At 46.9% G+C, this 21,130-nt stretch carries 19 protein-coding genes, 1 pseudogene and 1 riboswitch; of the genes and pseudogenes, 2 read left to right on the top strand and 18 right to left on the bottom strand.

The genetic code is table 11. The annotated features are described in order from the left end of the window. Window positions 1-62: 62 nt before the first annotated feature. The 3 genes from J2Y43_RS32575 to J2Y43_RS32565 all read right to left on the bottom strand — a co-directional run bounded on the left by J2Y43_RS32575 (window position 63) and on the right by J2Y43_RS32565 (window position 3,497). Window positions 63-1,463 carry an OprD family outer membrane porin gene (locus tag J2Y43_RS32575; RefSeq protein WP_309993337.1) on the bottom strand — a complete coding sequence of 467 codons (1,401 nt, stop codon included), beginning with the start codon at window positions 1,461-1,463 and terminating at the stop codon, window positions 63-65. Between the two features lie 40 nt (window positions 1,464-1,503). Continuing rightward, on the bottom strand, window positions 1,504-2,568 hold the full coding sequence (locus J2Y43_RS32570; RefSeq protein WP_309993334.1) for a c-type cytochrome: 1,065 nt from the start codon (window positions 2,566-2,568) through the stop codon (window positions 1,504-1,506). A 119-nt stretch (window positions 2,569-2,687) separates the two neighbouring features. Further along, entirely contained in the window at window positions 2,688-3,497 is an 810-nt protein-coding gene (locus tag J2Y43_RS32565) for a sulfite exporter TauE/SafE family protein (RefSeq protein WP_309993333.1), read from the bottom strand. A gap of 259 nt (window positions 3,498-3,756) precedes the next feature. Between J2Y43_RS32565 and J2Y43_RS32560 the strand changes: the two genes are divergently transcribed. Further along, entirely contained in the window at window positions 3,757-4,212 is a 456-nt protein-coding gene (locus J2Y43_RS32560) for a DsrE family protein (protein ID WP_309993330.1), read from the top strand. 18 nt (window positions 4,213-4,230) lie between these two features. Continuing rightward, window positions 4,231-4,575, top strand: a complete 345-nt coding sequence (locus J2Y43_RS32555; protein WP_309993326.1) for a DsrE family protein — start codon at window positions 4,231-4,233, stop codon at window positions 4,573-4,575. A 17-nt stretch (window positions 4,576-4,592) separates the two neighbouring features. On the opposite strand, the gene J2Y43_RS32550 is transcribed toward J2Y43_RS32555, so the two are convergent. The 15 genes and pseudogenes from J2Y43_RS32550 to J2Y43_RS32485 all read right to left on the bottom strand — a co-directional run bounded on the left by J2Y43_RS32550 (window position 4,593) and on the right by J2Y43_RS32485 (window position 20,047). Continuing rightward, a complete protein-coding gene (locus tag J2Y43_RS32550) occupies window positions 4,593-4,778 on the bottom strand; it encodes a DUF6132 family protein (RefSeq protein WP_309993480.1) in 186 nt (61 codons plus the stop codon). Window positions 4,779-4,879: 101 nt separating this feature from the next. Next, a complete protein-coding gene (locus J2Y43_RS32545; protein ID WP_309993478.1) occupies window positions 4,880-5,326 on the bottom strand; it encodes a DUF6691 family protein in 447 nt (148 codons plus the stop codon). A gap of 164 nt (window positions 5,327-5,490) precedes the next feature. Then, window positions 5,491-6,054, bottom strand: a complete 564-nt coding sequence (locus J2Y43_RS32540; protein ID WP_309993323.1) for a YeeE/YedE thiosulfate transporter family protein — start codon at window positions 6,052-6,054, stop codon at window positions 5,491-5,493. A 14-nt stretch (window positions 6,055-6,068) separates the two neighbouring features. Then, complete coding sequence (locus J2Y43_RS32535) at window positions 6,069-6,374, bottom strand: rhodanese-like domain-containing protein (RefSeq protein WP_309993320.1); 306 nt, start codon at window positions 6,372-6,374, stop codon at window positions 6,069-6,071. Between the two features lie 4 nt (window positions 6,375-6,378). After that, on the bottom strand, window positions 6,379-6,582 hold the full coding sequence (locus J2Y43_RS32530; RefSeq protein ID WP_309993318.1) for a DUF2892 domain-containing protein: 204 nt from the start codon (window positions 6,580-6,582) through the stop codon (window positions 6,379-6,381). A gap of 30 nt (window positions 6,583-6,612) precedes the next feature. After that, window positions 6,613-8,034, bottom strand: a complete 1,422-nt coding sequence (locus J2Y43_RS32525) for an MBL fold metallo-hydrolase (RefSeq protein WP_309993316.1) — start codon at window positions 8,032-8,034, stop codon at window positions 6,613-6,615. A gap of 80 nt (window positions 8,035-8,114) precedes the next feature. Next, window positions 8,115-8,777 carry a Crp/Fnr family transcriptional regulator gene (locus J2Y43_RS32520; RefSeq protein ID WP_309993314.1) on the bottom strand — a complete coding sequence of 221 codons (663 nt, stop codon included), beginning with the start codon at window positions 8,775-8,777 and terminating at the stop codon, window positions 8,115-8,117. A gap of 688 nt (window positions 8,778-9,465) precedes the next feature. Continuing rightward, window positions 9,466-10,581, bottom strand: coding sequence for an efflux RND transporter periplasmic adaptor subunit (locus J2Y43_RS32515; RefSeq protein ID WP_309993312.1), 1,116 nt, complete (start codon window positions 10,579-10,581; stop codon window positions 9,466-9,468). Between the two features lie 8 nt (window positions 10,582-10,589). Beyond that, entirely contained in the window at window positions 10,590-13,841 is a 3,252-nt protein-coding gene (locus tag J2Y43_RS32510) for an efflux RND transporter permease subunit (protein ID WP_309993310.1), read from the bottom strand. A 17-nt stretch (window positions 13,842-13,858) separates the two neighbouring features. After that, window positions 13,859-15,262, bottom strand: a complete 1,404-nt coding sequence (locus J2Y43_RS32505; RefSeq protein WP_309993307.1) for a TolC family protein — start codon at window positions 15,260-15,262, stop codon at window positions 13,859-13,861. Between the two features lie 294 nt (window positions 15,263-15,556). Beyond that, window positions 15,557-16,927 carry a HAMP domain-containing sensor histidine kinase gene (locus tag J2Y43_RS32500; protein WP_309993304.1) on the bottom strand — a complete coding sequence of 457 codons (1,371 nt, stop codon included), beginning with the start codon at window positions 16,925-16,927 and terminating at the stop codon, window positions 15,557-15,559. Further along, entirely contained in the window at window positions 16,918-17,598 is a 681-nt protein-coding gene (locus J2Y43_RS32495; protein ID WP_309993301.1) for a response regulator transcription factor, read from the bottom strand. The genes J2Y43_RS32500 and J2Y43_RS32495 overlap by 10 nt, the downstream gene beginning before the upstream one ends. 403 nt (window positions 17,599-18,001) lie before the next feature. Then, window positions 18,002-18,814, bottom strand: a complete 813-nt coding sequence (gene lgt, locus J2Y43_RS32490; RefSeq protein ID WP_309993299.1) for a prolipoprotein diacylglyceryl transferase — start codon at window positions 18,812-18,814, stop codon at window positions 18,002-18,004. 171 nt (window positions 18,815-18,985) lie between these two features. Continuing rightward, window positions 18,986-19,090: pseudogene (locus tag J2Y43_RS33685) on the bottom strand (hypothetical protein); the annotation flags it as partial. 81 nt (window positions 19,091-19,171) lie between these two features. Then, window positions 19,172-20,047 (bottom strand): SdiA-regulated domain-containing protein, encoded by an 876-nt coding sequence (locus J2Y43_RS32485; RefSeq protein ID WP_309993296.1) that lies wholly within the window; start codon window positions 20,045-20,047, stop codon window positions 19,172-19,174. Between the two features lie 992 nt (window positions 20,048-21,039). Continuing rightward, window positions 21,040-21,105: riboswitch (Fluoride riboswitch) on the top strand. The last annotated feature ends 25 nt before the right edge of the window (window positions 21,106-21,130 follow it).

The raw sequence follows: 21,130 nt of genomic DNA, 5'->3' as shown, positions 1-21,130 counted from the left end.
AATCCGAAAAATGAAGGTCGAGGTCGCATGTTATGTGGATCGGTTTAAAGTAGAGCTTTTTGTTAGAACCGGTAATTGAGAATAAGGTTTGCATGCACCATGTTTACCTTGTTAAATACAAACCGGTCATTGCCATAAACCCTGCCAGTTTTGTCTTTACGGACAACCAGCAGAAATGCGCTGAGGCCTTTCAGGTATTGGTCAAATTGATAAGTAAGACCTAAATTAACTTGTGAATAGCTGGGCATTCCATATTTGTTCAGCTGGAAATTCCTGACGTCGGGCAAATGAAAATAGCCTCCGCTCAGCGTCAGGTCGATACGCTTTTCCGGTTTAAAGCGGGTATTCAATGTAACGGCCGTCAGGTTACCGAATCCATCGTTACGCTCACGGGGCATAAAGGTGTAAAATGGCTCTTTGCCCCATTCTCTGGGCATCAGGTACCGTCCGTCAGACCCGATGTGCGTTGCATTCATCTGCCAGTCAAACCTTGCAGACTCTTGCCCCACACGTGTTGAGATTACAACCGAACCACTGCCGGGCTGCGCGTAAGCTATCAAGGCGTTAGGGTTTCCTCCGTTCCCTGTGGTGTTCTGCATTGTGAACTGGGCACCTGCCAGCCAGTTTGTTCCTCCTTTGGCTTGGGATCTCCACTCTGTTTTTACAAAAAATGTATTCAGGACATTGTCAACGTAGGTGTCCCATAGCTGTATCTCCCATTTCTTCTTTCTGTAAGTAGCGCCAAAAATTGCCATGAAATCCGCATCTGTCTGCCCCTTGTACTGCGAAGGCACTCCATCGATGCCAACCCCAACCGGATACATTCCCATACTTTCCCCTACGCCAAACCAGCGCGTGGTTGAGCGGGGTGAGATCCGCCATAGGTACTGGCCATGTAGTTTCAAATGTTGCCATTCATTGATGTCCAGCACGGCCCCCTCGGTCAGTGTTGGGCTCATACGTCCGTCCTGTGGGTTGATAAAGGGTGTCTCAGGAATCTGGCGACCGAGTGTCAGTATCGATTTTTTGCCAAGATGGGCTTTCATGTAAAATTCCTCCAGACGACCAAGGTCCTGGTGATTGTTCGGTCGTTCGATATCAAAAAGGCCAATTTCATAGCGGTTTACCATCGAGGTGGCCGGGTCGGGCCTGGCAAGATCGGATGAGGTCAGGTTGAATATGAAAAAGCTACTGATTCCCAGCTGAAATCGGTGTAAGAACTTTGGCGTTTGGTAACCAATTCCGGCACCCACTCCCCAGGCATAGTAATCGGTCAGGCGTTTTTGGTTCAGGGTTGCTGACCAGTAGGACCTGGCATGCCCGTAAAACTTCCCTGTTTTTAATAGATGCCCTAATGTGTTCGTATCCCTGACTGCCTCGTGCGACTTTTGCAGTCCATGCGCGGGAAGCGGGGAACTGGTTACGAACGACCATATAAGGAGAAACAAAATTTGTGTTTTCATGCATATTCCCTTTCCCTGCCTCAGGTGCCTTCACCGGCGGCTATCTGGTATTTGAATTTTTATGTTGCTTTTGCCAATCTTTAATAGGGGTGAAAGGACCATACTTGTGCTGCTTTACAGGAAATGGATCCGCATAGGGGCCAAAAGGGTGGTCGAATGGCTTACTTACCAGATCGGGCCAGTCATTACTCAGGTCCTTCTGTGGGCGGGGCATAGAATTTATAAAAGCCGCCACATCCCAGGCCTGCTCGTCAGTGAGCTGCGGAGCGTCATAGGAAGCGCCGAGCGGCATGTTGGCCTTCACATATCCTGCCAAATTGGACATTCTGAAAAGCCCTGCCCCGGTATTATAGCTGTGCTTTCCCCAAAGCGGAGGGAATAAATAGGATTTTTCATCGGGGGCCATTACGCCCTCGCCAGTCGGCTGATGGCAGCTCTGGCATTTTTGTTCGTATACGGCTTTGCCCGCAACCGGGTCGGCAGCGCGGTCAAGGTCATGTATTTTATAGATCCCCGAACCCTCAGGTACCTGTTTGGCCGGAACACCCGTTCCCATCCATTTCATGTAAGCGAGTAAGGCCGCCATTTCATTGCTCTGCTCATTGAGGCTCTCCCCGTTGAGGCTTCTCTCAAAACAATCGTTGATCCGTTTGGCCTGGGTTTCGATTTTTCCGGAGCGTGCCCTGAACTTGGGATAGGTAGCCTGGACCGCGAAATAATTATTTCCCCAGGGTTTGCCGCCGGCATCCAGGTGGCAGTTCTGACAATTCATGCCATTGGACAAATGTTTTACGCTGCCTTTCGGACCCAGATAATCCGCTGTATGTACAATCAGCTCCTTTCCGTATCCGACCATTTGTTGCTCGGTCGGCGAGAGTTTTGAAATATCTTTTTCAGAGGGACCTTTCCACATCATATGCCGGTCTGCATTGACTGATTTCATTTCAGCAAGTTTTTTGCCGGGCGGCTGAGCCAAATCGAATTCCGGCACGCCGAACAGCAGAATAAGCAGCAGTATGAGCAGCAACCCCAGCACAACGCCCAAAAGGGTGACAAGCAGCTTCAGGGAGCGGATTAATTTAACAACTGAATCATCGGGAGACATTGTTGATGACGATTATGTATATACGCATGTCGCAGGGGTTTGAGCTTTTCACGTGTTCGCATTCGGCTATTGCGGAACGTCCTGTGCGGTGGTGTGGCTAACACCATCCTTGGTACCGGTCACGATTTGAAGAAAATTTCTTTTGAAATGATGTAGATGCCCATCGCTAGCACAAACCAGCCGAAGGACTTTTTGAGCTTTTCACCGGATATGAATCTGGAAAGAAAGGATCCAAGAAAGATGCCTAAAATAGATAGGGAGGTAAATTCTATCAGGAAAGTCCAGTCAATGGTCGTATTTGAAATATCACCCGCAAAACCAATCAGCGATTTAGCTGCAATGACCAGTAGTGAAGTCCCAACTGCCATCTTCATGGGCAGTTTTGCCAGTAAAACCAGAGCCGGGATGATCAAAAACCCGCCTCCCGCGCCTACGACACCGGTGAGCATACCTACCACCCCTCCTTCGAGTCCTATCAGCGGATAGTTGAATTTGGGTCGGCGGCTCACTTCTAGCGGTCCGGATTTGTCTTCTTTGATCATCGAGTAAGAGGCAGCCAGCATCACCACAGCGAAAAAGAGCATGATCGCTACATCTTTGGTTACTTCAAAGCCGCCCACCGTGAACAGCGAATCCGGTACCATCGGAACGAAATATTTTCGTGTCAGAAATACGGCGACAAAGGACGGAATGGCAAACACAAGCGCTGCTTTGTAGTTAACAAGCCCTTTGCGCATAAAATTGAAAGAGCCTGCCAGTGAAGTCGTACCTACAACAAAAAGGGAATATGCCGTTGAAAGAACGGGATTAATACCCATAACGTATACGAGCACTGGCAATGTGAGTATACTGCCCCCTCCGCCGATTAGCCCCAGGCTGATCCCGATTAATATGGAGGCCGAAAATCCCAAAACTTCTGTGGAGTCCATGTTTTGATGAGATTATTGAATTAATTACCCTGCAAAAGTACCAGCCGCAAAAGCCCTGGTCAGTGATAAATGTTACACATGAAAAATTACATCAGCGATTTGCAGGAATTCCAATACAGTTTCGGCAGAAAAGTACCGAAGGGCCGATCACCGAAATTGATTAAGGTTTTACCCTGCAATCCCGCTGCTGTGTAACAAATGTCACAAAGCATTATGCTGCTTTTATGCAACTTGGCAGCACAACATAAATAAGACACAAATGAATGTTTTCAGACTCGCATGCCTGGCCATACTAATGGCATTCTCCCTTTCGACCATCGCACAGAAGGCAGATCCCCCTGTGTTTAAGGGTGCCCAGGCGACAAAAAAAATGTATAAAGCGATTTATCAACTTAATTCTGATGATGACAAGAAAATAAAGGTGACGCTGAAAAACATTCAGAACGCGCTGGATGATCCGCGCCTGAAAGGAAAAGTACAGATAGAGCTGATTGTACACGGCGGCGGTGTGGCGCTTTACATGAAAGATGGACCCTACCAGGCCGAACTTATGGCATTACTCAATAGGGGTGTGATACTGGCTCAATGCGAAAATACGCTGCGGGAAAGAAAGATTGATAAAGAAGAACTGTGGCCATTTGTTTCATTTGCACCCAGTGCAAACGGAGAACTGATCATACGTCAGGCCGAGGGTTGGGCTTATATACATCCCTGATAATAACTTTTTTTAAAAATGTATAAAGCAATCATACAGCTGACCTCGGACGATATAAAAGTTCATCGCAGCATGATTCGTCAGGTAAACAACCTGCTCGACTACCTTAGGGGCAACATCCAGGTCAGGATAGTCTGCCATGGCGCGTCTCTACCATTCTGTTTGAATCAGAGCAACCCGTTTCGGGAAGACATTAAGTCACTGCTTTTGCGCAAAGTTGCCGTTGCGGCGTGTCACAACATGCTTGTTTCAAATGCCAAGTCAGAAAGCGAGCTCATTGCTGGCCTGGAAATAATTCCTTCTGCAATAGCGGACCTGGTCATTAAGCAACAGCAAGGATGGAGTTATGTAAAGGCTGGCTAACAAGCATTGAAATAGTTTTATTTTTTGACCAATGAACTGATTAATAACCCGCCCATCACAGCACCATAGGCGGCTGAGGTTGCCGGATTTGAGGTAATGGGGCATGTACCCGAAGAGCAGCCTATGAAATGGTAGTACAGATAACCTAAGATCGACCCGATCGCTATGCCTGCAAAAGGAAATAAGATTGACGTTTTTTTCATCATTAAATAAAGTTTTCGGCACACCAATGCAAGATTATTGATTGCACAGTGAAAATAACAGGGGACAGGGCCCATAATCCCTGTCCCCATTGGTTTTGATCTCAATGGGGCAACTGCTGCCGGAAACGTCCGTACACCCAAGTTCCCGCGATCGCGCTCAGCAAGGTCACGGTTGCGACCGTAGCTCCCAGGCCAATCTGTGCGAATAAAGGACCCGGGCAAGCGCCGGTAAGTCCCCAGCCCAATCCAAATATGAGCCCGCCGTAAATTTGTCCGCTGCTAAATTTTTTATCGGAGAAAGTAATTTTCTCTCCATGTATGGTCTTGATTTTTAGGGCTTTGATAAGCCATACTGAGAGCATGCCTACGAGCACAGCGCTGCCAATAATCCCATACATGTGGAAAGACTGAAGGCGGAACATTTCCTGTATCCTGAACCAGCTGATTACTTCGGCTTTAACAAATACAATACCGAACAATACACCTGTGACCAGATATTTTGAGTTGTAATACCAACTATGGTCCTGTTCGCTTTCATTGATGCACATCGCGTCAGTCGCGCGGATATCGTGTTCTTTCGCCCTGCTTATTTCAGATGTGAAGTTGCTCATCTATTACAGCATTAGTTTTTTTAAATTCGAAATCTTTCCCCACCACCAATGTCGATGATGGGATCATTTTTTGGAGGTGTCTCAATGTGTCATCCATGGTGTTACAAGCTGAGTATAATGGGTAAAATCCAGTTGGCCATCACAAATCCTCCAATCATAAAAAAGATGGTAGCGACCAGGGAAGGCCATTGTAATGTGGAGAGCCCCATGATGGCGTGCCCGCTCGTGCATCCACCTGCGTATCGCGCCCCAAATCCTACCAGAAACCCTCCGCCGACCATCATGATCAGGCCGGAAGCCGAAAGCAGCTTTTCCCAGCTCACAATGTCCAGGGGTACCATTGCCGAAAAGTCGGTTATACCGTAGGCCGCGAGCTCTCTTGCCAGGTTTTCATTTACTTTGATGGGAGCAGGGTTGGGCAGAAAGTGGGATGCGACCATCCCTCCCAGAAAAATTCCCAGCACAAATACCAGGTTCCAGGTTTCTTTTTTCCATTCATATTGGAAAAATGGAATTTTGGCCGGCAGGCATGCCGCGCAGGCGTGCCTCAATGAAGATGATATCCCAAATGACTTGTTTCCAAGAATGAGCAGGGCGGGTACGGTGAGCCCGATAAGCGGCCCCGCGACGTACCAGGGCCACGGCTGTTTGACTACTTCCAGCATGTGAGCGCTTATATTTAAATTTTCTGTTTGAGACTCTCCCAGGACCCGCCATTATAGGCGTCTACCCCGGCAGATTTCAACATGCCTTCGGCCATGCTGCTTCTTGCGCCACTCCGGCAACATGTAATTATGGGTTTGTTTTTCCTGAGCAGCATGTCTGCTTTTGCATTGATCTGATCCAGCGGGATATTGATACTTCCCTGAATATGTCCTGTGGCAAATTCCTGAGGCGAGCGCACGTCGACAATAACCGCTCCTTGCTCTATCAGGGTTTTGTAATCGGAATTCTTTGATCCGAATAATGATGATAAGATTCCCATAAGTTTATTTTTTCGTTTTGGTGGAGATGCCCAGTATGGAATACAGTGGGCAATAATTCAGCAATGAAGTCAGCAGCAGTACCGTTCCGACCACAATTAATGTGATTCCGAAGATTCCCGAGGTTACTTTCATAAAGTATAAGACCATGGCGGCCAAGAAGACCAGCACGCGGACTACTTTGTCTGTGGTTCCTAAATTTGATTTCATGACATAAGTGGTTTAATTGAATCCAAATAGCTATAACATGGTACTTGGGCACACGTAGTTGCTTACCGGAACAAGCCCCGACTCTTTAATGGCTTTAAAGCCTCCCTGAACGTCAATCAGGTTATGGTATCCTCTTGATTTGAGAATGGAGTTGAAAATCATCGAACGGTACCCACCCGCGCAGTGTACCAGGTAGGTTTTGTCCTTGCTGATCTCTGCGAGGTGGTCATTCAGATAATCCAGCGGTATATTTTCGGAGCCGATCACGTGCTCGGAAAAGTGCTCACTTGCCTTGCGCACATCAAGCACCGACAGGGAAGGGTCCTTTTTGAGAAGCTCTGCCATATCGATGGCCGTTACCGATTCTATGTGGTCTGTTTCCTTCCCGGCCTTTTTCCAGGCCTGAAAGCCACCTTTGAGGTGGCCGATGGTGTAATCATAGCCGACCCTTGCCAGTCTGGTGACGACCTCTTCTTCTCTGCCTTGGTCGGCAATCACCAGTATCTTCTGTTTGATATCGGGAATCATGGCGCCAACCCAGGGGGCAAAACTTCCGTCAATCCCGATATTGATCGAATTGGGGATGAACCCCTGGGCAAAAACGCTGGCATCGCGGGTATCGAGCATTACCGCATCGGTTTCATTTGCGGCGGCTTCAAAGGCATCCGGGTCCAGGGCAGCGTTTCCGCGTTCGAGCACCGTATCGATGCTTTCGTACCCCTTGATATTCATCATCACGTTTTCGGGGAAGTATGCGGGGGGCGGCATTAATCCGTCCGTCACTTCTTTCACAAATTCCTGTTCGGTCATGTCCGCGCGCAAGGCATAATTGAACCGCTTCTGGTTGCCCAGCGTATCGGTGGTCTCCTTGCTCATATTTTTACCACAGGCGCTGCCTGCACCGTGGGCCGGATAGACGATGATATCGTCAGAAAGCGGCATAATCTTGTTGCGCAATGAATGGAACAGATGTCGTGCCAGTTTATCCTGGGTAAGGTCTGCAACAACCTTTTGCGCCAGGTCAGGACGGCCGACATCTCCGATAAATAATGTATCGCCGGTAAAAAGCCCGATATCCTTTCCGTTTTCATCGGAGAGAAGAAAGCAGGTGCTCTCCATCGTATGCCCTGGGGTGTGCAGCACTTTGATTGTGGCACTACCTACTTTCAGCACTTCACCATCCTGTGCAACATGGGCGAGAAATCCCGGCTTGGCAGTGGGTCCAAATACGATTTGCGCTCCTGTTTTTTCGGCCAGATCAATGTGACCGGAGACAAAATCAGCGTGGAAGTGCGTTTCGAGCACGTACTTGATTTTTGCTCCATCTTTTTCAGCCCGGTTGATGTACGGCTCCACCTCGCGAAGCGGGTCGATAACCACTGCTTCGCCTTCACTTTCAATGTAATAGGCGCCCTGGGCCAGGCAGCCGGTATAGATTTGCTCGATTCGCATAGCCTTCCTTGTTTTGATTCTTCTTAATGAACAATACAAAGTTCGGAAGTGCGGGTAAGGCCGTCAGTGATATTTGTCACTCAGGGAAAATTTCTCAGTACTTTAATCGTGTTTCTGCCCAAGCGGACCATTCCCCTCTGTTCCATCTTTTTTAAAAGCCGTGAGATAACCTCCCTGGATGAATTCAGGTCACTGGCAATTTGCTGGTGGGTGATGGGGATTTCATCATTATGCAGCAGTTTTTGCTGATTTTTCAGGTAAAATTCCAGCCTCTCGTCCATGCTCCTGAAAGCAATGCCGTCGACGACCTGCAAAAGTTCTTCAAACCGGGACCGGTAAGTTTCCAGCACGAAATAGTACCAGCTTTTATAGCTCGTCATCAACTCGTCCATCAAGGCGATAGGAATGAGTATAGCCCGTGTGGGCTCTACGGCCCTGGCAGAGATCTGGCTTTGTTCTTTTTTTGTCGCGCAAATCATCGAAAGTGCGCATGCATCGCCAGGGCCTAGCTGGTAAATAAAAAACTCGTTGCCGTCCTGACCTTCCCGGTATAGCTTCACACCGCCCTCCACAATCAGCATGGTGGATTTGAAATACTGCCCCGGGCGCATCAACTGCTCGTCACCCTCAAAGTCCCTCAGGATGCTGTTTTCGGCCAGCTTTCTGATCAGTTCCGGCTCGAATTGGCTGAAATAGGTTTCCAGGTATTGACTTATCGCGGCTTGCTCTGTATGCATGTTCATTTTCTGACGTGATTGGAAAACATGCAAATTTACAAAATCACTACTGCCGGTCTGTGACCAGAGTCACATTGCGATGCGAGCGTTGACACTGCCTTCGAAAGACCTGCCTACACTTTTTTGGGGTCTTCGGCTTTCAGGATAAATTATTGCGAAATAGGGCTCGGGTATTATTACTAACTGAAGGGTGTGTCAAAAATATTGGACACACCTTGTTGAAACGATTTTGGTAAATCTGTGCACTCATTTTGCAAGATGCGACTCTCAGAATATATATCACATTTGTATCATAGCTAGAGTGCTATCCCAACACATTTCCAAATGATTCAAGAAAGGTGGTAATCTGGTGCATTAAAATCTATATTCTCATCATTTACCTCAACTCTGCGGCTGGTCTGTAAAGTTCTGGCCAGTAAAGTGCATATTCTGCAAAATGGAAAAGAATATGGAAAGATACTCGACAGACCATTAATTGGTAAAGCCCAGTAGTCCGATATTTGATGTAATCAGGATTCATCACCTAAAACAAAAGGGCTTGAGCTGGCCGATCAATGCCAGCACCTTTTCAAAATAATCTTCGTGAATCAGCTCCGGGAACCAGGGTAGAACAACATAGCGTAAGAAACTTCTGGAAAATAAAAGATTACACCCAGAGCATCTTACGCATATGTCAATAAGGTCAAGACCAGTGTCAGAAGTCCGAGTAAGTGACCTTGACGGGCTGCCCCTGCGGAATTTCATCGTTCGCCGTTTTCAGCACTGTGTCGCCATCTTTGACCGGTCCAAAGATTTCGGTTTTCCCGCCACTCTCCATGCCCTTTTTGACATCGATCCAGTTCGCCTTTCCGTTATCTATCCGTATGACAAAACATTTCTCCATTGTTGTTGACACTGCCGAGCTTGGCACGACCAATGAACTACCGGACCTGCCTACTGGAAGGACTACCTGAGCGTACATTCCCGGGGCCAGCCTCTGACCCAGATTGATGACCTGTATTTCGACCAGCTCAGACCTGGTCTGGCGATCAATATTATGAGTAACCCTATTGATCTTACCCTTAAACATCTGTCCGGGCAGACTTACCACCGAAAAACTGATGGGTTGTTTTTCACGGATCGCATCAGTGTACCGCTCAGGAATGGCTACTTGTAAGCGAAGCATGGACTCTTGTTTAATCCTGTACATAGGCGTAGCACTTTTATCCGCTGGTCCAACGAATGCCCCTGGCGCCAGCTTACGGTCGGTAATGATGCCGTCAAATGGTGCTTTGATTCTCAAATAGCTAATCATTTCCTGATGCGCCTGATAAACTGCATTCGCCCCAAGCAGAGAGAGGCTATCGGCCACAACTTTGGAACGGGCCACATCCATATCGTTGGGTGAAACAGCGCCTTTGGTATTGGCAGCTACCAGCAGACGTCGATATACTGCTTTACTAGCTATCATTTGAGCCTCAAAGGAACGAACTTTGGCGTAAGCTTCTGCAAGTTGCGCAGTGAGCTCCGGCGCTTCAAGTTCTGCCAATACCTGCCCGTTATGGACCTTATCGCCAATATCTACGTTCATTTTTCTGATATAGCTATTGACCTTTGGATAAATATCTGTTTCGTAATAGCTCATTAACTCACCTGGTATCTGTAAATTTTCGCCCGGGTTGGCTCGCGTGACTTTCACTGCCGGAAAGACCACTTGCTCGTCCTGCTTTTCGATGCTCTTTGAGTCTTCTTCTGCACCCCTGGTGCTGCATCCATTGATCGCAACAGCTATTACGAGTGCACTGCAAAAAATAACTATTCTTGTTCTCATCTTTATTTTTAAGCTTTTTCTGTGAATACTTCGTCTATGTCGTACACTTCGCTTTCAGTATCTTCCGGATTCAACGATACTGATTTGACAGAGGATTTCCTTTGTATAGCGTTAAATACCAAGGGCAGGATCAGTAGGGCTGCAACTGTCGAGGCAACAAGCCCCCCGATCACGGCCCTGCCAAGCGGAGCAGTCTGTTCCCCGGATTCGCTCATACCGCTGGCCATTGGGACCATCCCAACTACCATCGCAATGGATGTCATCAAAATGGGGCGCAACCGGACTGCCCCTGCCACCCGGGCAGCTTTTGCAGAATCTTTGTATTTGATCCTTAATGTTTCAGCGTTTGTTACCAGCAACAGCGCATTGGCCACCGATACGCCCACCGACATGATAATTCCCATATATGACTGCAAGTTGAGTGTGCTGCCAGTAAGAAGCAGGATCGTTATAGAGCCCGCCAAAACCGCGGGAATGGTGACTAGCACCACAAATGACACTTTGAATGATTGGTAGTTGGCAGCCAATAGTAGAAATATGACGACGACGGCCAGGGCCAGTCCGGAACTTAAACTGCTTAGCGTATCCTGCAAAAGCCGCGCCATGCCCTTTAGCTCTACAATCGTACCAGTAGCTGGCGCCCCGGCTTTCAGTATGGCACTGCTGACATCGGCTGCTGCGGTTCCCAAGTCTTTTTTGTAAATATTTGCAGAAACGGTTACGATCCGCCTTGGGCCTATCCGGTCAAATTCCCCTGGCACTGTCACTTTTTTTATTGAAGCCACGTCTCCCAGCGTTGGCCGAAGCTGACCAGGGACTAGTGGTATGTTATCAATATCCTGTGGTGAGGACATCAGGTACTCCGGAAGTTGCACCTGAACCTGATAGGCAAATCCTTTCTTCTGATCGAGCCAGAAATTTTTTGCCGTAAAACGGCTTGATGATGTAGCGGCGACCAACGATTTGGAAATCTCATCGGCCGAGAGCCCGAATTGGGCCGCGCGGACACGGTCAATCTGAATGTCAAAAGTCGGATAATTCAGTGGCTGGTTGATGCGCACATCACGCAAATAGGGTATCCTGCTCAGCGCAGAAGTTAACTTGTCTGCGTACTTCTTTGCGTCGGGGAGATCCTTGCTCCCTACCATGATCTCGATCGGTGTCTGCGCACCCTGGCTCATTATCTTATCCGTCAGTTCGATCGGTTCAAAGGAAACGCGGGTATCGGGGAGATTTTGCCGGATCTTTTTTCTGATTTTTTCTTTCAGCTCATCCAGGGAGCTGATTTTATATCCTTCGGCCAGGTTTACCTGCAGAACAGCTTCGTGTGGTCCCGAATTAAAAACATACAATGCACTTGTGCCATAGCTTGACGGCGTCATCCCAACAAATGCCGAGGTGATGTCAACGTTTCTTTCACCTACAATACCCTTGATCAGGTTGATGGTTTGTATGACTTGCTGCTCTGTCCTTTCAATTCGCAATCCCTGCGGGGCAATTAATCTGAGCTGAAATTGTCGTGAATGATCCAGTTTGGGCATCATATCTTTACCGATGGCCAAATACCCATAAGTCAGAATCCCAAAGCTTATAAGCAGGTAAATAGGAATGACCAGGGCACTTCTTTTCATGAGAATGTCCAGGATGCTGAGATACCTCAGCTTGAACTTTTCGAATCCACTTATTTTCTCCAAGTGCTTTTCCTCATAAACTTCCATTTTCGTCTCTGCACCCGAGGAAAGATCGTTGAGAATTTTCTTTTGATGGGGCATTTTATGTTCGTGATTTTTCAGCCACCAATTAGAGAGTACTGGCACCAACGTTTGCGAGAACAGGTAAGAGGCGATAATCGAAAACCCGACCGCAAGTGACAACGGCATGAACATCCCCCTAGGTACCCCATTCATCAAAAGCGCAGGCGCAAATACTGCCAGGATACAAAGTGTGATCAGCAGCAGCGGGAATGACACCTCGCGTGTCGCATCAAGTATGGCCCGCGCCTTGGGTTTGCCCATTTCCAGATGCTGATGTATGTTCTCGATCACCACTGTCGACTGGTCGACCAGGATACCGATCGCCAATGCTAGGCCGGAAAGGGTCATGATATTGATAGTCTGCCCGGACAGGTTCATGGCCAAAACAGCAGCCAACAGCGAAATCGGTATCGTCACGATGACAACCAGCGAGCTTCTTAGATCGCCCAGAAAAAGAAACACTACCAATCCGGTCAGCAAGGCCCCAATAAGCCCCTCAGAGGCAAGGCTTTCCACAGCATTGATCACATAAACGGACTGGTCAAATTCATATTTCAATTGAATATAGTCAGGAAGTAACGACTGCATTTCCGGCAGTTTGGCCTTAAGAGCATTGACCACATCCATCGTAGAGGCATCTGATGTCTTGGTCAAGGGGATGTATACTGAGCGCTTTCCGTTCACAAGCGCATAACCCACGGTAACATCCGAAGCGTCTTCGACGCTGGCGATATCACGGAGAAAGACGGTTGGCCCGCCCCCTTTGTGCAGTGGGATATTCAGGAAGTCCTCCACATTGCCCAGTACGGAATTCATTGGGGTCATATAGGTGAAGTCCCCTACACGTACGTTGCCAGCTGGGGCAATTTGATTGTTTTTTACAACGGCCTGTACAACCTCTTCTGGTGAAAATTGGTAGCTGCGCATAGCCTCAGGATCAACTCTTACTACCACAGTTCTTTCATTCCCGCCGAATGGGGGCGGCGATGATGCGCCAGGTATCTGCGAAAATAATGGCCGGATGCGTGTGGAGGCATAGTCCTGCATTTCATTGAGGGTAGCCCTTTTGCTGGTGAAGACGAGCTGACCCACCGGCAAGTTAGTCGCGTCAAAACGGACCACCGTAGGTGGTACCGTGCCTGGGGGCATATAACTCATCACCCTGCTTACCTGGTTGGCCACCTCACCGGCTACCTGGGCCATGTCCACAGTTTCGTAAAAGGTCAGTTTGACAAGGCAAAGCCCCTGAACATTCTTGACCTCAATGTCCTTGATACCAGAGACATATAGCATTTGGTTCTGGTACCTGGTAGCAATAAACCCCTCCATTTGCGATGGCGTCATCCCGCCGTAGGGCTGGGCAATGTAAATAGTGGGAAGGTTTAACTTAGGAAAAATATCAACCGGAATTTTAAAAAGGGCCATGATCGAAAAGATTGCCAGCCCCAGCACGACCACTACCACCATCACAGGTTTGGAAAGGGCGCCTGTCAGTAATTTGTCCATAATTCAGTGTTTAAATACTATTTGGCTTGATTTAAGAAATCAGTTATATCACCGACAGCCGCCAGTTTTTGTAAAAATGAGCGCCATACATTGTTATGGGCAATTATCTGATCGATCTCGGCCCGGTTCAATAGCGCTATGGACTGGGTCAGTTCAACAACGGTAGACAGGCCCGCCTGATACCGGGCGTCAGCTTGCGCATAAGCCGCTTGGGCAGCAGAAAGCTGTATCGGCGCCTGCTCGACGACCTTTAAGGAACTAGCATATTGCAGGTCAGCAGTCTGCATTTGTCCATCCACTCGCAGCCTAGCCTCATTAAATTGCTGCTGGTAACTTTCCGTAAGATATTGCTGGGATCTGGCTTGCTGTTTTGTACGGAACACGTCCGAAATGTTCCAAAGTGTTGTCAGTCCGGCCATGTAATCATATGCCCTGAACTTGAGACCGGAAAGAGATGAATTGTAAGCAAAATTGCCTGCGTCATCAGTCCGGTCAGATATCCCGGAGCCTCTCGCCCATAGCGCTCCCCTGGCCATAATCGACGGAAGATATGATTTTCTGATGGCCTGGGTTTGTGCAATACTGGAACCGATCCGCTTTTCGTAAAACTTCAGAAGGGGATTTTCCTGCTGAATATTGTGTACATTATACACGGGGAGTGTGACATTGAATTTGTCTGAAACCAGCTCGAAATTGGGGCTCTCACCCCCCAAGAGCTCGGCCAGTTTGATTTTCTGTTGTTCGGCTATTTTCTGGCTTTCCAAAAGCACTACACTGGCTTTGGACAGTTCTGCCGCCGCCATTGAGCTGTCTACACCAGGCCTTAAACCCGCAGCAGCCGTAGCATGTATTACACTGTAGAATGCTTGTATTCGATCAAAGTTCTTTTGCTGCACTTTAAGAGCGTCCTGAAAAACAAGTGTCAGCAGATAGGCATCAGCCACTTCTACCTTGTGTTCAAACAATTCGCGCTCATAATCCGCGCTGGCCTGCTCGATACGGGCCTTTGATAGGGTCTCGTCTGTTTTCTTTTTTCCGAAATTCACCAGCTTGTAGCTTCCCAAGAGTGTACTGAAGCTGCTCAACACCGCGTCGGAAGTATAGCCATTTACTTTAATACCACCAGAAGTAGGAATAGCTGTTCCCTCATTTGGAAAAAAAGTCCCCCTGACCTGATTGGACGTGGCATAAAGGGCCTGTGCCTGAAAACTTATGGCAGGCAAAGTGTAACCTACACGACTGGCCGCGGCTTCTGCCTTGCTAGCCTGAATTTCCGCCAGCTTGGCCCGAATTGAGGGGTAAGTTTCAATTGATCGGCTGATTGCCTCATCCAGGGAAAGCACTTTCGGCATTTGCTGACTGACGGCTTGTTGGGAGCATAGCAGTATTGCCAGCATAATTTTTACAATGTATTTGTGCATTTGACATCTCTATTTTTGATGATGTCAAATTTCAGGTCTTAGCCTTAGAACGGTCTGAGAACCGCGTTAAAATGCAATGAGAATCCTGAATGGCTTGTCGATGATTTTTGTGCCATGGCCAATAGGCACTATTAACTGAATATGTTTACAAAATGCTAATAATGAGTCTGTTGGCTATTGATATACCAAAATGGCCCTACCTTTTTTTGACAGGTGTCATTAAAAAGCTTTAATCTCAAAACCGGGATTCGTACAGCTGGTTGTCCGAGGCAACCAATCAGACGCGGAATGCCATTAGAATGTAATTTTAGGAAGATGGAGGCTGACAGCTGTTCCTTTGGAAACCTGGGATTCTATCGCCAGAAAGCCACCGTGAAACTCAACGATTTTTCTGACCAGCGTGAGTCCAATACCAAATCCGGTTACCTGACCGGTGTTACTTCCCCGCATCATGGGTAAGAAAATGTCCTCTAAATCTTCAGGGAGGATACCAATACCCTGATCCCGAACCACTATGACTACAAATTCCTGCTGTTCGGTGATCAGAATCGTTATTGGTTGAAAAGCGGAATATTTACAGGCATTGTCGATTACATTGCCGATCGCCGATTTCAAAAGATGTGGGATTCCTTCGGCGACCGCTTGCTGCTGGACAACGGCACTGTTTTCAATGAACTGAAAATGGATGACTTGAGAACTATATTTTTGGTTGATATCACCAATACAATCCATGATCAGATCTACTATACTGATATTCTTCTTATTGACGAAAAATTGGAGGCTCTCTATTTCTGCGAGCAGAAGCAGATTGTTGGCAAGCTCGATCGCATGATTTACTCCCCCTAATGCTTCGCCTACCGAAGTTTGATAGTCCTTGGGGTGCCTGTCATACGCTAAAGATGTTTGCAGAACACCCTTGATAACCGTTAATGGCGTTCTGATTTCATGGGAAGCATAAGAGATGAAACTCCTCTGATTGTCTGCAAGTTGCTGGATTTTTTTAAGAAGTTGGTTAAATGACTTTGCCAGAACCGTAGCTTCATTAACGTCGGCATTATGGTTAATGCGAAAACTGAAATCTGAAATCGCAGCACGATCGATCTGCCGGATCAAATCGTCAAAAGGAGACATCGCCTTTCTGGAAAAGAAATATCCTGTAACTCCGATCACCAAGAGCGCTAGTAGGTTTCCAAAGAAAAGCGAAAACCGAAGGGTCCTGCTCATATTATAGCCGTGTAGATCATAGCCTGTCACCAGGGCCAAATAAGGTTTACCCTTGACTCGGTAAGTGATGGCCACGCCCTCTTTATCAAAATCATGTAGCGGGGAGATGTAGGTAAAAGCAAACCGCTTTTTCAATCGTACACTTTTAAAAAATGCTTGATCTGGAATAAAGTCGTTACTTTTCTGGGTGCAAACCAGCAGCATGTTTTCCTCATCATAAACGGCTTCATACTGCTCTGTGAGCGGGAAAAATACATTGGTTTTAAAAGCCCTTGGCGTGGCAAGAAGTTTTTTGGTTGCTTCTGCCCGTCCAAAAAGCCTTTCCTTCATCAGTTCCGCACGATAGTCTTCGTAAGAATAGTAAACGAAAAACGAAAAAAGTACTAGTATAGCAGCAACTATCAATGTAAAAGCAATGATGATTTTTTGCTTTATTGCCATGGCTCCCGAATTGTATACCCCCTACCGACCACTGTGTGAATAAGCTTTTGCTCAAAATCTTTGTCAATCTTTCTTCTCAGGTAATTAATATATACATCGATGACATTGGTGCTTGTGTCAAAGTGAAGTCCCCAGACCTTTTCCAAAATATCGACTCTGCTCACAATTTTTCTTTTGTTCAAAAGAAGGTATTCCAACAGATCAAACTCCCTCTTTGAGAGATCGATGATTCTATTGCCCCTTTTAACAATCTGACCATCCAATTCCATCACCAGATCGCTGATTTGCAATATCTTTGCCTGGGAGTATGCCCCGGCTCTGCGGGCAAGCGCCTTCGTTCTCATCAACAACTCCTGGAAATCGAAGGGTTTGGAAAGATAATCGTCCGCACCAGCCTGAAACCCGGAAATTTTATCCTGCAGCATACCCAGCGCGGTCAACATCATGACAGGTGTCTCGGGCCAGCTTGCTTTGACAAACCCGCAGAGTTGAAAGCCATTCAGACCAGGTAGATTGACGTCCAAGATAACGACATCAAATTTATGCTGCTCTAAAATTCGCTTGCCTATATAACCGTCATAAGCTATTTCCAGGTTGATGTTTTCGCTGAAAAAACCCTTTTGAACAAACGCCGCTAACTTAGGATCGTCTTCTACGAGTAATACTTGCATAGGATTAAATTCATTTTGGTTGTCAAGCTAGCCTGGCAGCCTAAAGATCCGGTTAGAAAAGAATTAAAAGTCAATTAAAAATCCGTTTTAGACATATGCTAGCAAAAGCTCCTGGTCAACCATTCGGTGTATTTGCCTATGGCGCAGAGGATATTTATTGGCTTTTTCGGCAAGATTGGCTGCGCAGACTGGGGTTATCATGGTTGCCAGCGGCAGGAAAAGCAAGCGTAGCTTTAACCAAAATATGAGTTCCCCTGAACCTTCTGTTAAGGGATGCCAGGGCTTCAACTCACAAGAAACAGTTAGACGCCTAGGAAGATTTACTTCGATCAGCCAGCTGGGAAAAAATACTGACCAATAAAAATGAGTAGCACAGCAATCAAACGGTCAGGATGTGACGCAATCAAAGAGGTGCGGGTTTGTGCAGTCTGACAGCGATAATAAGCAATCCGACTATAATAAATGGAATGCTCAGTATCTGACCCATATTGAGCATCATGTTGTTTTCAAAACTTTCCTGATTTATCTTGAAAAACTCATCCAAGAACCGCAGTGTGAAGAGTGTTGACAATGTCACGCCAAAAAGTGTTCCACTTCCCCACCTATTACGTTTGCTACGCCATAGATGGAAGACAAGCCCGAATAGGAAAACACAGTAAATCGCTTCGTACAACTGGGCTGGGTGCCTTGGGAGATGATCAACCTGGGCAAAGACAAATGCCCAAGGCATCGTCGTTGGAATCCCAATCATTTCCGAATTCATCAGATTACCTAAACGGATAAATGCGCCGCATAAGGGGACTACAACCGCGATACGGTCTAGTAGCCACAGGAAACCCATCTTTTTTCGTCTGGCAAAAATGAATACCGCAATGATCAGGCCTAATCCGCCTCCGTGACTGGCCAGCCCTGCAAGACCGGTAAAATGAAACGATGGGGTTACCGAAACAGGCAGTATCTCGATGGGATGTTGCCAGTAATGCAGGGGCTCATAAAACAAAATATGCCCTAAGCGAGCCCCGACCAGAGTACCGATGATCAAGTAGAGCGTAAGCTCATCCACTTCGCTCCGTTGGCGCTTCTCGATCTTGAAAATATAGCTGGCAACGTAAATACTCAGAAAGATGCCGGTCGCCCAGAAAACGCCGTACCATCGAGGCACATTGGCCCAGGAGAATACTTCGGGTCGCACATCCCAGATAATGTAATGGAGCATTAGCAGGTTTGACATAAGGTGATCAACAACATAAATGACGATGCATTATAAAGAACCCGCCGAACTTGCTGCTCCCTGTTCAGATCCTTTTGTATCACTCGTAGAATTGCCTTCTCCGGGATTGAAAGGTCTTCAAAGTATACCTTTTGCTGCTCCCAGGCGCGTTTTAGCTCACTGATGTTCATTCTGAAAGAAGTCTTTGATTTTGGACTGTAGCCGGTACAACCCTGCACTGACATTGGTTGCTGTTAAATCCAGTATTACAGCAATTTCCTTATTTGTATAACCTTAAAGCATGGCCGCCGTCATCCATCGGACGCACCTGTAAAAAAAACACCAGTTTGCCGAATACCAAGATCATTGCCGATTAAACCTTAAAATGTTACCATTTGTAATGTCATCACCCTCATTGGAGATGTATAAGTTTGCAAATTTGTCAAATGCAATGCCTTCCGGTTGATTGAATAAGTTGCTATTTAGGGAGAATGTTCCTTTGATTTTCCAACTAGAATCAGTCACGATCAACAATTTTCGAGCGGCTGAAATTACGTACCATTCACCAGAAAGTGGATTTTTTGCTAATCCGGAGGGCCTTAATCCATCTTTGACATTCTTTCTAGAATCTGCAATTGACTCTAAATCAATTCGGAAACTATTCATAATTGCGGGGAAATTGTCGAGCTTGATGATATAGCCTGACGCCGTACCGGCTGAGTGATCAACCGAACAGTTCTTGCAGAGCACGTATAAGCTGTTGGTGAGTCGGTCCGCATACATACCTTCGTACTCACCTTTGGGAAGTACATTTTTGATCTCATTCACTTCATTAACTTTCTTAGAATTTGCGCTGTCAAAAGGAAATGAATAAAGGGTACCGTTACTTTTGAGTACATAAGCCGTTCCCCCAACTATGCTTACATCCTCGTAGTCGCCATGTTTCCCAAATTTTGAATTCAGCTGTTTACGAACATTCCAGCCTAGCCGGAAGATTTTACCTTCTTCGTCATTTATTGCATAAATGGTGTCGTTAAGCTGGTCACGGAAAGCAATCCCTGAAATTTCCAGCAAACTTTCAGGCATGTTAAACTTTTGCGGTTTGTCGAGATTGTAATGCTTCAAACTATTGTTGACTGCTAGGTCAGCCGTTTGACTTACTTCTCTTTTCTTGGATGTTTCACAATTCAAGATCACGACCCAGATAAGAAGAAGTGAGAATTTATAGACGTTTCGCATGGCCGACAAGTCAATTGATTTGAACAAAGGTATCCAGTTTATCAACGATAACATAGTGTCCAATTCTTACGAGAATATCATTGCTGTATTTTATTTTTCTGAAAATGAGTGTGTTGTGGTCTTTCGGCGGCCGCAAAGGCGTGGGGGAGATCCCCATAATTTGCTTGGCCGACATATATCCTTAGCCGTTCTTTTTGTCGCCAGGTAATAACATGGATCACTGGATGGTGGAATGATAAGGCATTAATGTGGTTGAGTTTGCTTGTAAACACTTGCTTCCCACCGTGGTAGATTTCGTAGGGAACATGCCCTGAGGTTAGTGCCGGGCAAATCCTGGTTCGCATAAAAAAGCGATGTTCCTCATTCCCAATTACAGGTGGCAAGAATTCCCCGATGCCCGAAAAATGCCGCGCCTGGCGCACCGTAGTTGCAAATCGTCAGCAAAATTGGACAATTTTGAGTATCAGTGAAAAGAGGTGCTTAGCCTTACAAGAGGTAGACTTAGTCGGTCGTGCCCCCTATACGCAAGTTTGCTGATGTTACCAGACGATAGCTGGAGCACTCACAGAACCGCCCTCCGAGCTTGGTTGCTCGGCAGTTTCCTCCTTGGGCAGTTCGGTCTCATAGATCTCGCCGAATTTTCAATTTGTGAGTTTATTGGCCTCGTTGTCCAGTTTGGATATAGTCAGACGTAGATCGGCGCGGATGATCCTCGCCAGGTTTAGGAGCCTGCACCATCATGTTTACAGTGTTGAGTGACTTGACCAGGTCCGTCTCCAAGTTTTTCAGGCGCTTCTTCGTTGCATCGGCAAGGATAGGATGGATCGTCCGGAGGGTGAAAGTCTGTTGGACATGGTTCACCCTGCCAGGAACTCAAATTGTCCGAATTTTTGAATCGGGTTATGACTTGGATAAGCCACTGTCTGCTGTCTAAACTGTGATGTTTCGTCCTCATTCCTTGGATGATTGTGTATTAAATCGTTATTTTGTCTATCAATACAGGAAATGGTGTCTTCCTGCTGGAACCGCCCGATTGGGCTGATGGCGCCTATTAGGATCAAAATTATTTTGTTCATCTAATAG

The organism is Dyadobacter sp. BE31, assembly GCF_031457695.1.
Taxonomy (GTDB): Bacteria; Bacteroidota; Bacteroidia; order Cytophagales; family Spirosomataceae; genus Dyadobacter.
This window is presented reverse-complemented; position numbering and strand designations above follow the sequence as displayed.

Excerpts from the sequence above, each read along its gene's own strand:
- J2Y43_RS32555 (WP_309993326.1), top strand. The coding sequence starts at position 4,231 with ATGTATAAAGCAATCATACAGCTGACCTCGGACGATATAAAAGTTCAT.
- J2Y43_RS32535 (WP_309993320.1), bottom strand. The coding sequence starts at position 6,374 with ATGGGAATCTTATCATCATTATTCGGATCAAAGAATTCCGATTACAAA.
- J2Y43_RS32505 (WP_309993307.1), bottom strand. The coding sequence starts at position 15,262 with ATGCACAAATACATTGTAAAAATTATGCTGGCAATACTGCTATGCTCC.
- J2Y43_RS32520 (WP_309993314.1), bottom strand. The coding sequence starts at position 8,777 with ATGAACATGCATACAGAGCAAGCCGCGATAAGTCAATACCTGGAAACC.
- J2Y43_RS32530 (WP_309993318.1), bottom strand. The coding sequence starts at position 6,582 with ATGAAATCAAATTTAGGAACCACAGACAAAGTAGTCCGCGTGCTGGTC.
- J2Y43_RS32540 (WP_309993323.1), bottom strand. The coding sequence starts at position 6,054 with ATGCTGGAAGTAGTCAAACAGCCGTGGCCCTGGTACGTCGCGGGGCCG.
- J2Y43_RS32515 (WP_309993312.1), bottom strand. The coding sequence starts at position 10,581 with ATGAGAACAAGAATAGTTATTTTTTGCAGTGCACTCGTAATAGCTGTT.
- J2Y43_RS32485 (WP_309993296.1), bottom strand. The coding sequence starts at position 20,047 with ATGCGAAACGTCTATAAATTCTCACTTCTTCTTATCTGGGTCGTGATC.
- J2Y43_RS32570 (WP_309993334.1), bottom strand. The coding sequence starts at position 2,568 with ATGTCTCCCGATGATTCAGTTGTTAAATTAATCCGCTCCCTGAAGCTG.
- J2Y43_RS32545 (WP_309993478.1), bottom strand. The coding sequence starts at position 5,326 with ATGTGCATCAATGAAAGCGAACAGGACCATAGTTGGTATTACAACTCA.
- J2Y43_RS32560 (WP_309993330.1), top strand. The coding sequence starts at position 3,757 with ATGAATGTTTTCAGACTCGCATGCCTGGCCATACTAATGGCATTCTCC.
- J2Y43_RS32565 (WP_309993333.1), bottom strand. The coding sequence starts at position 3,497 with ATGGACTCCACAGAAGTTTTGGGATTTTCGGCCTCCATATTAATCGGG.
- J2Y43_RS32550 (WP_309993480.1), bottom strand. The coding sequence starts at position 4,778 with ATGAAAAAAACGTCAATCTTATTTCCTTTTGCAGGCATAGCGATCGGG.
- J2Y43_RS32500 (WP_309993304.1), bottom strand. The coding sequence starts at position 16,927 with ATGGCAATAAAGCAAAAAATCATCATTGCTTTTACATTGATAGTTGCT.
- J2Y43_RS32510 (WP_309993310.1), bottom strand. The coding sequence starts at position 13,841 with ATGGACAAATTACTGACAGGCGCCCTTTCCAAACCTGTGATGGTGGTA.
- lgt (WP_309993299.1), bottom strand. The coding sequence starts at position 18,814 with ATGCTCCATTACATTATCTGGGATGTGCGACCCGAAGTATTCTCCTGG.
- J2Y43_RS32575 (WP_309993337.1), bottom strand. The coding sequence starts at position 1,463 with ATGAAAACACAAATTTTGTTTCTCCTTATATGGTCGTTCGTAACCAGT.
- J2Y43_RS32495 (WP_309993301.1), bottom strand. The coding sequence starts at position 17,598 with ATGCAAGTATTACTCGTAGAAGACGATCCTAAGTTAGCGGCGTTTGTT.
- J2Y43_RS32525 (WP_309993316.1), bottom strand. The coding sequence starts at position 8,034 with ATGCGAATCGAGCAAATCTATACCGGCTGCCTGGCCCAGGGCGCCTAT.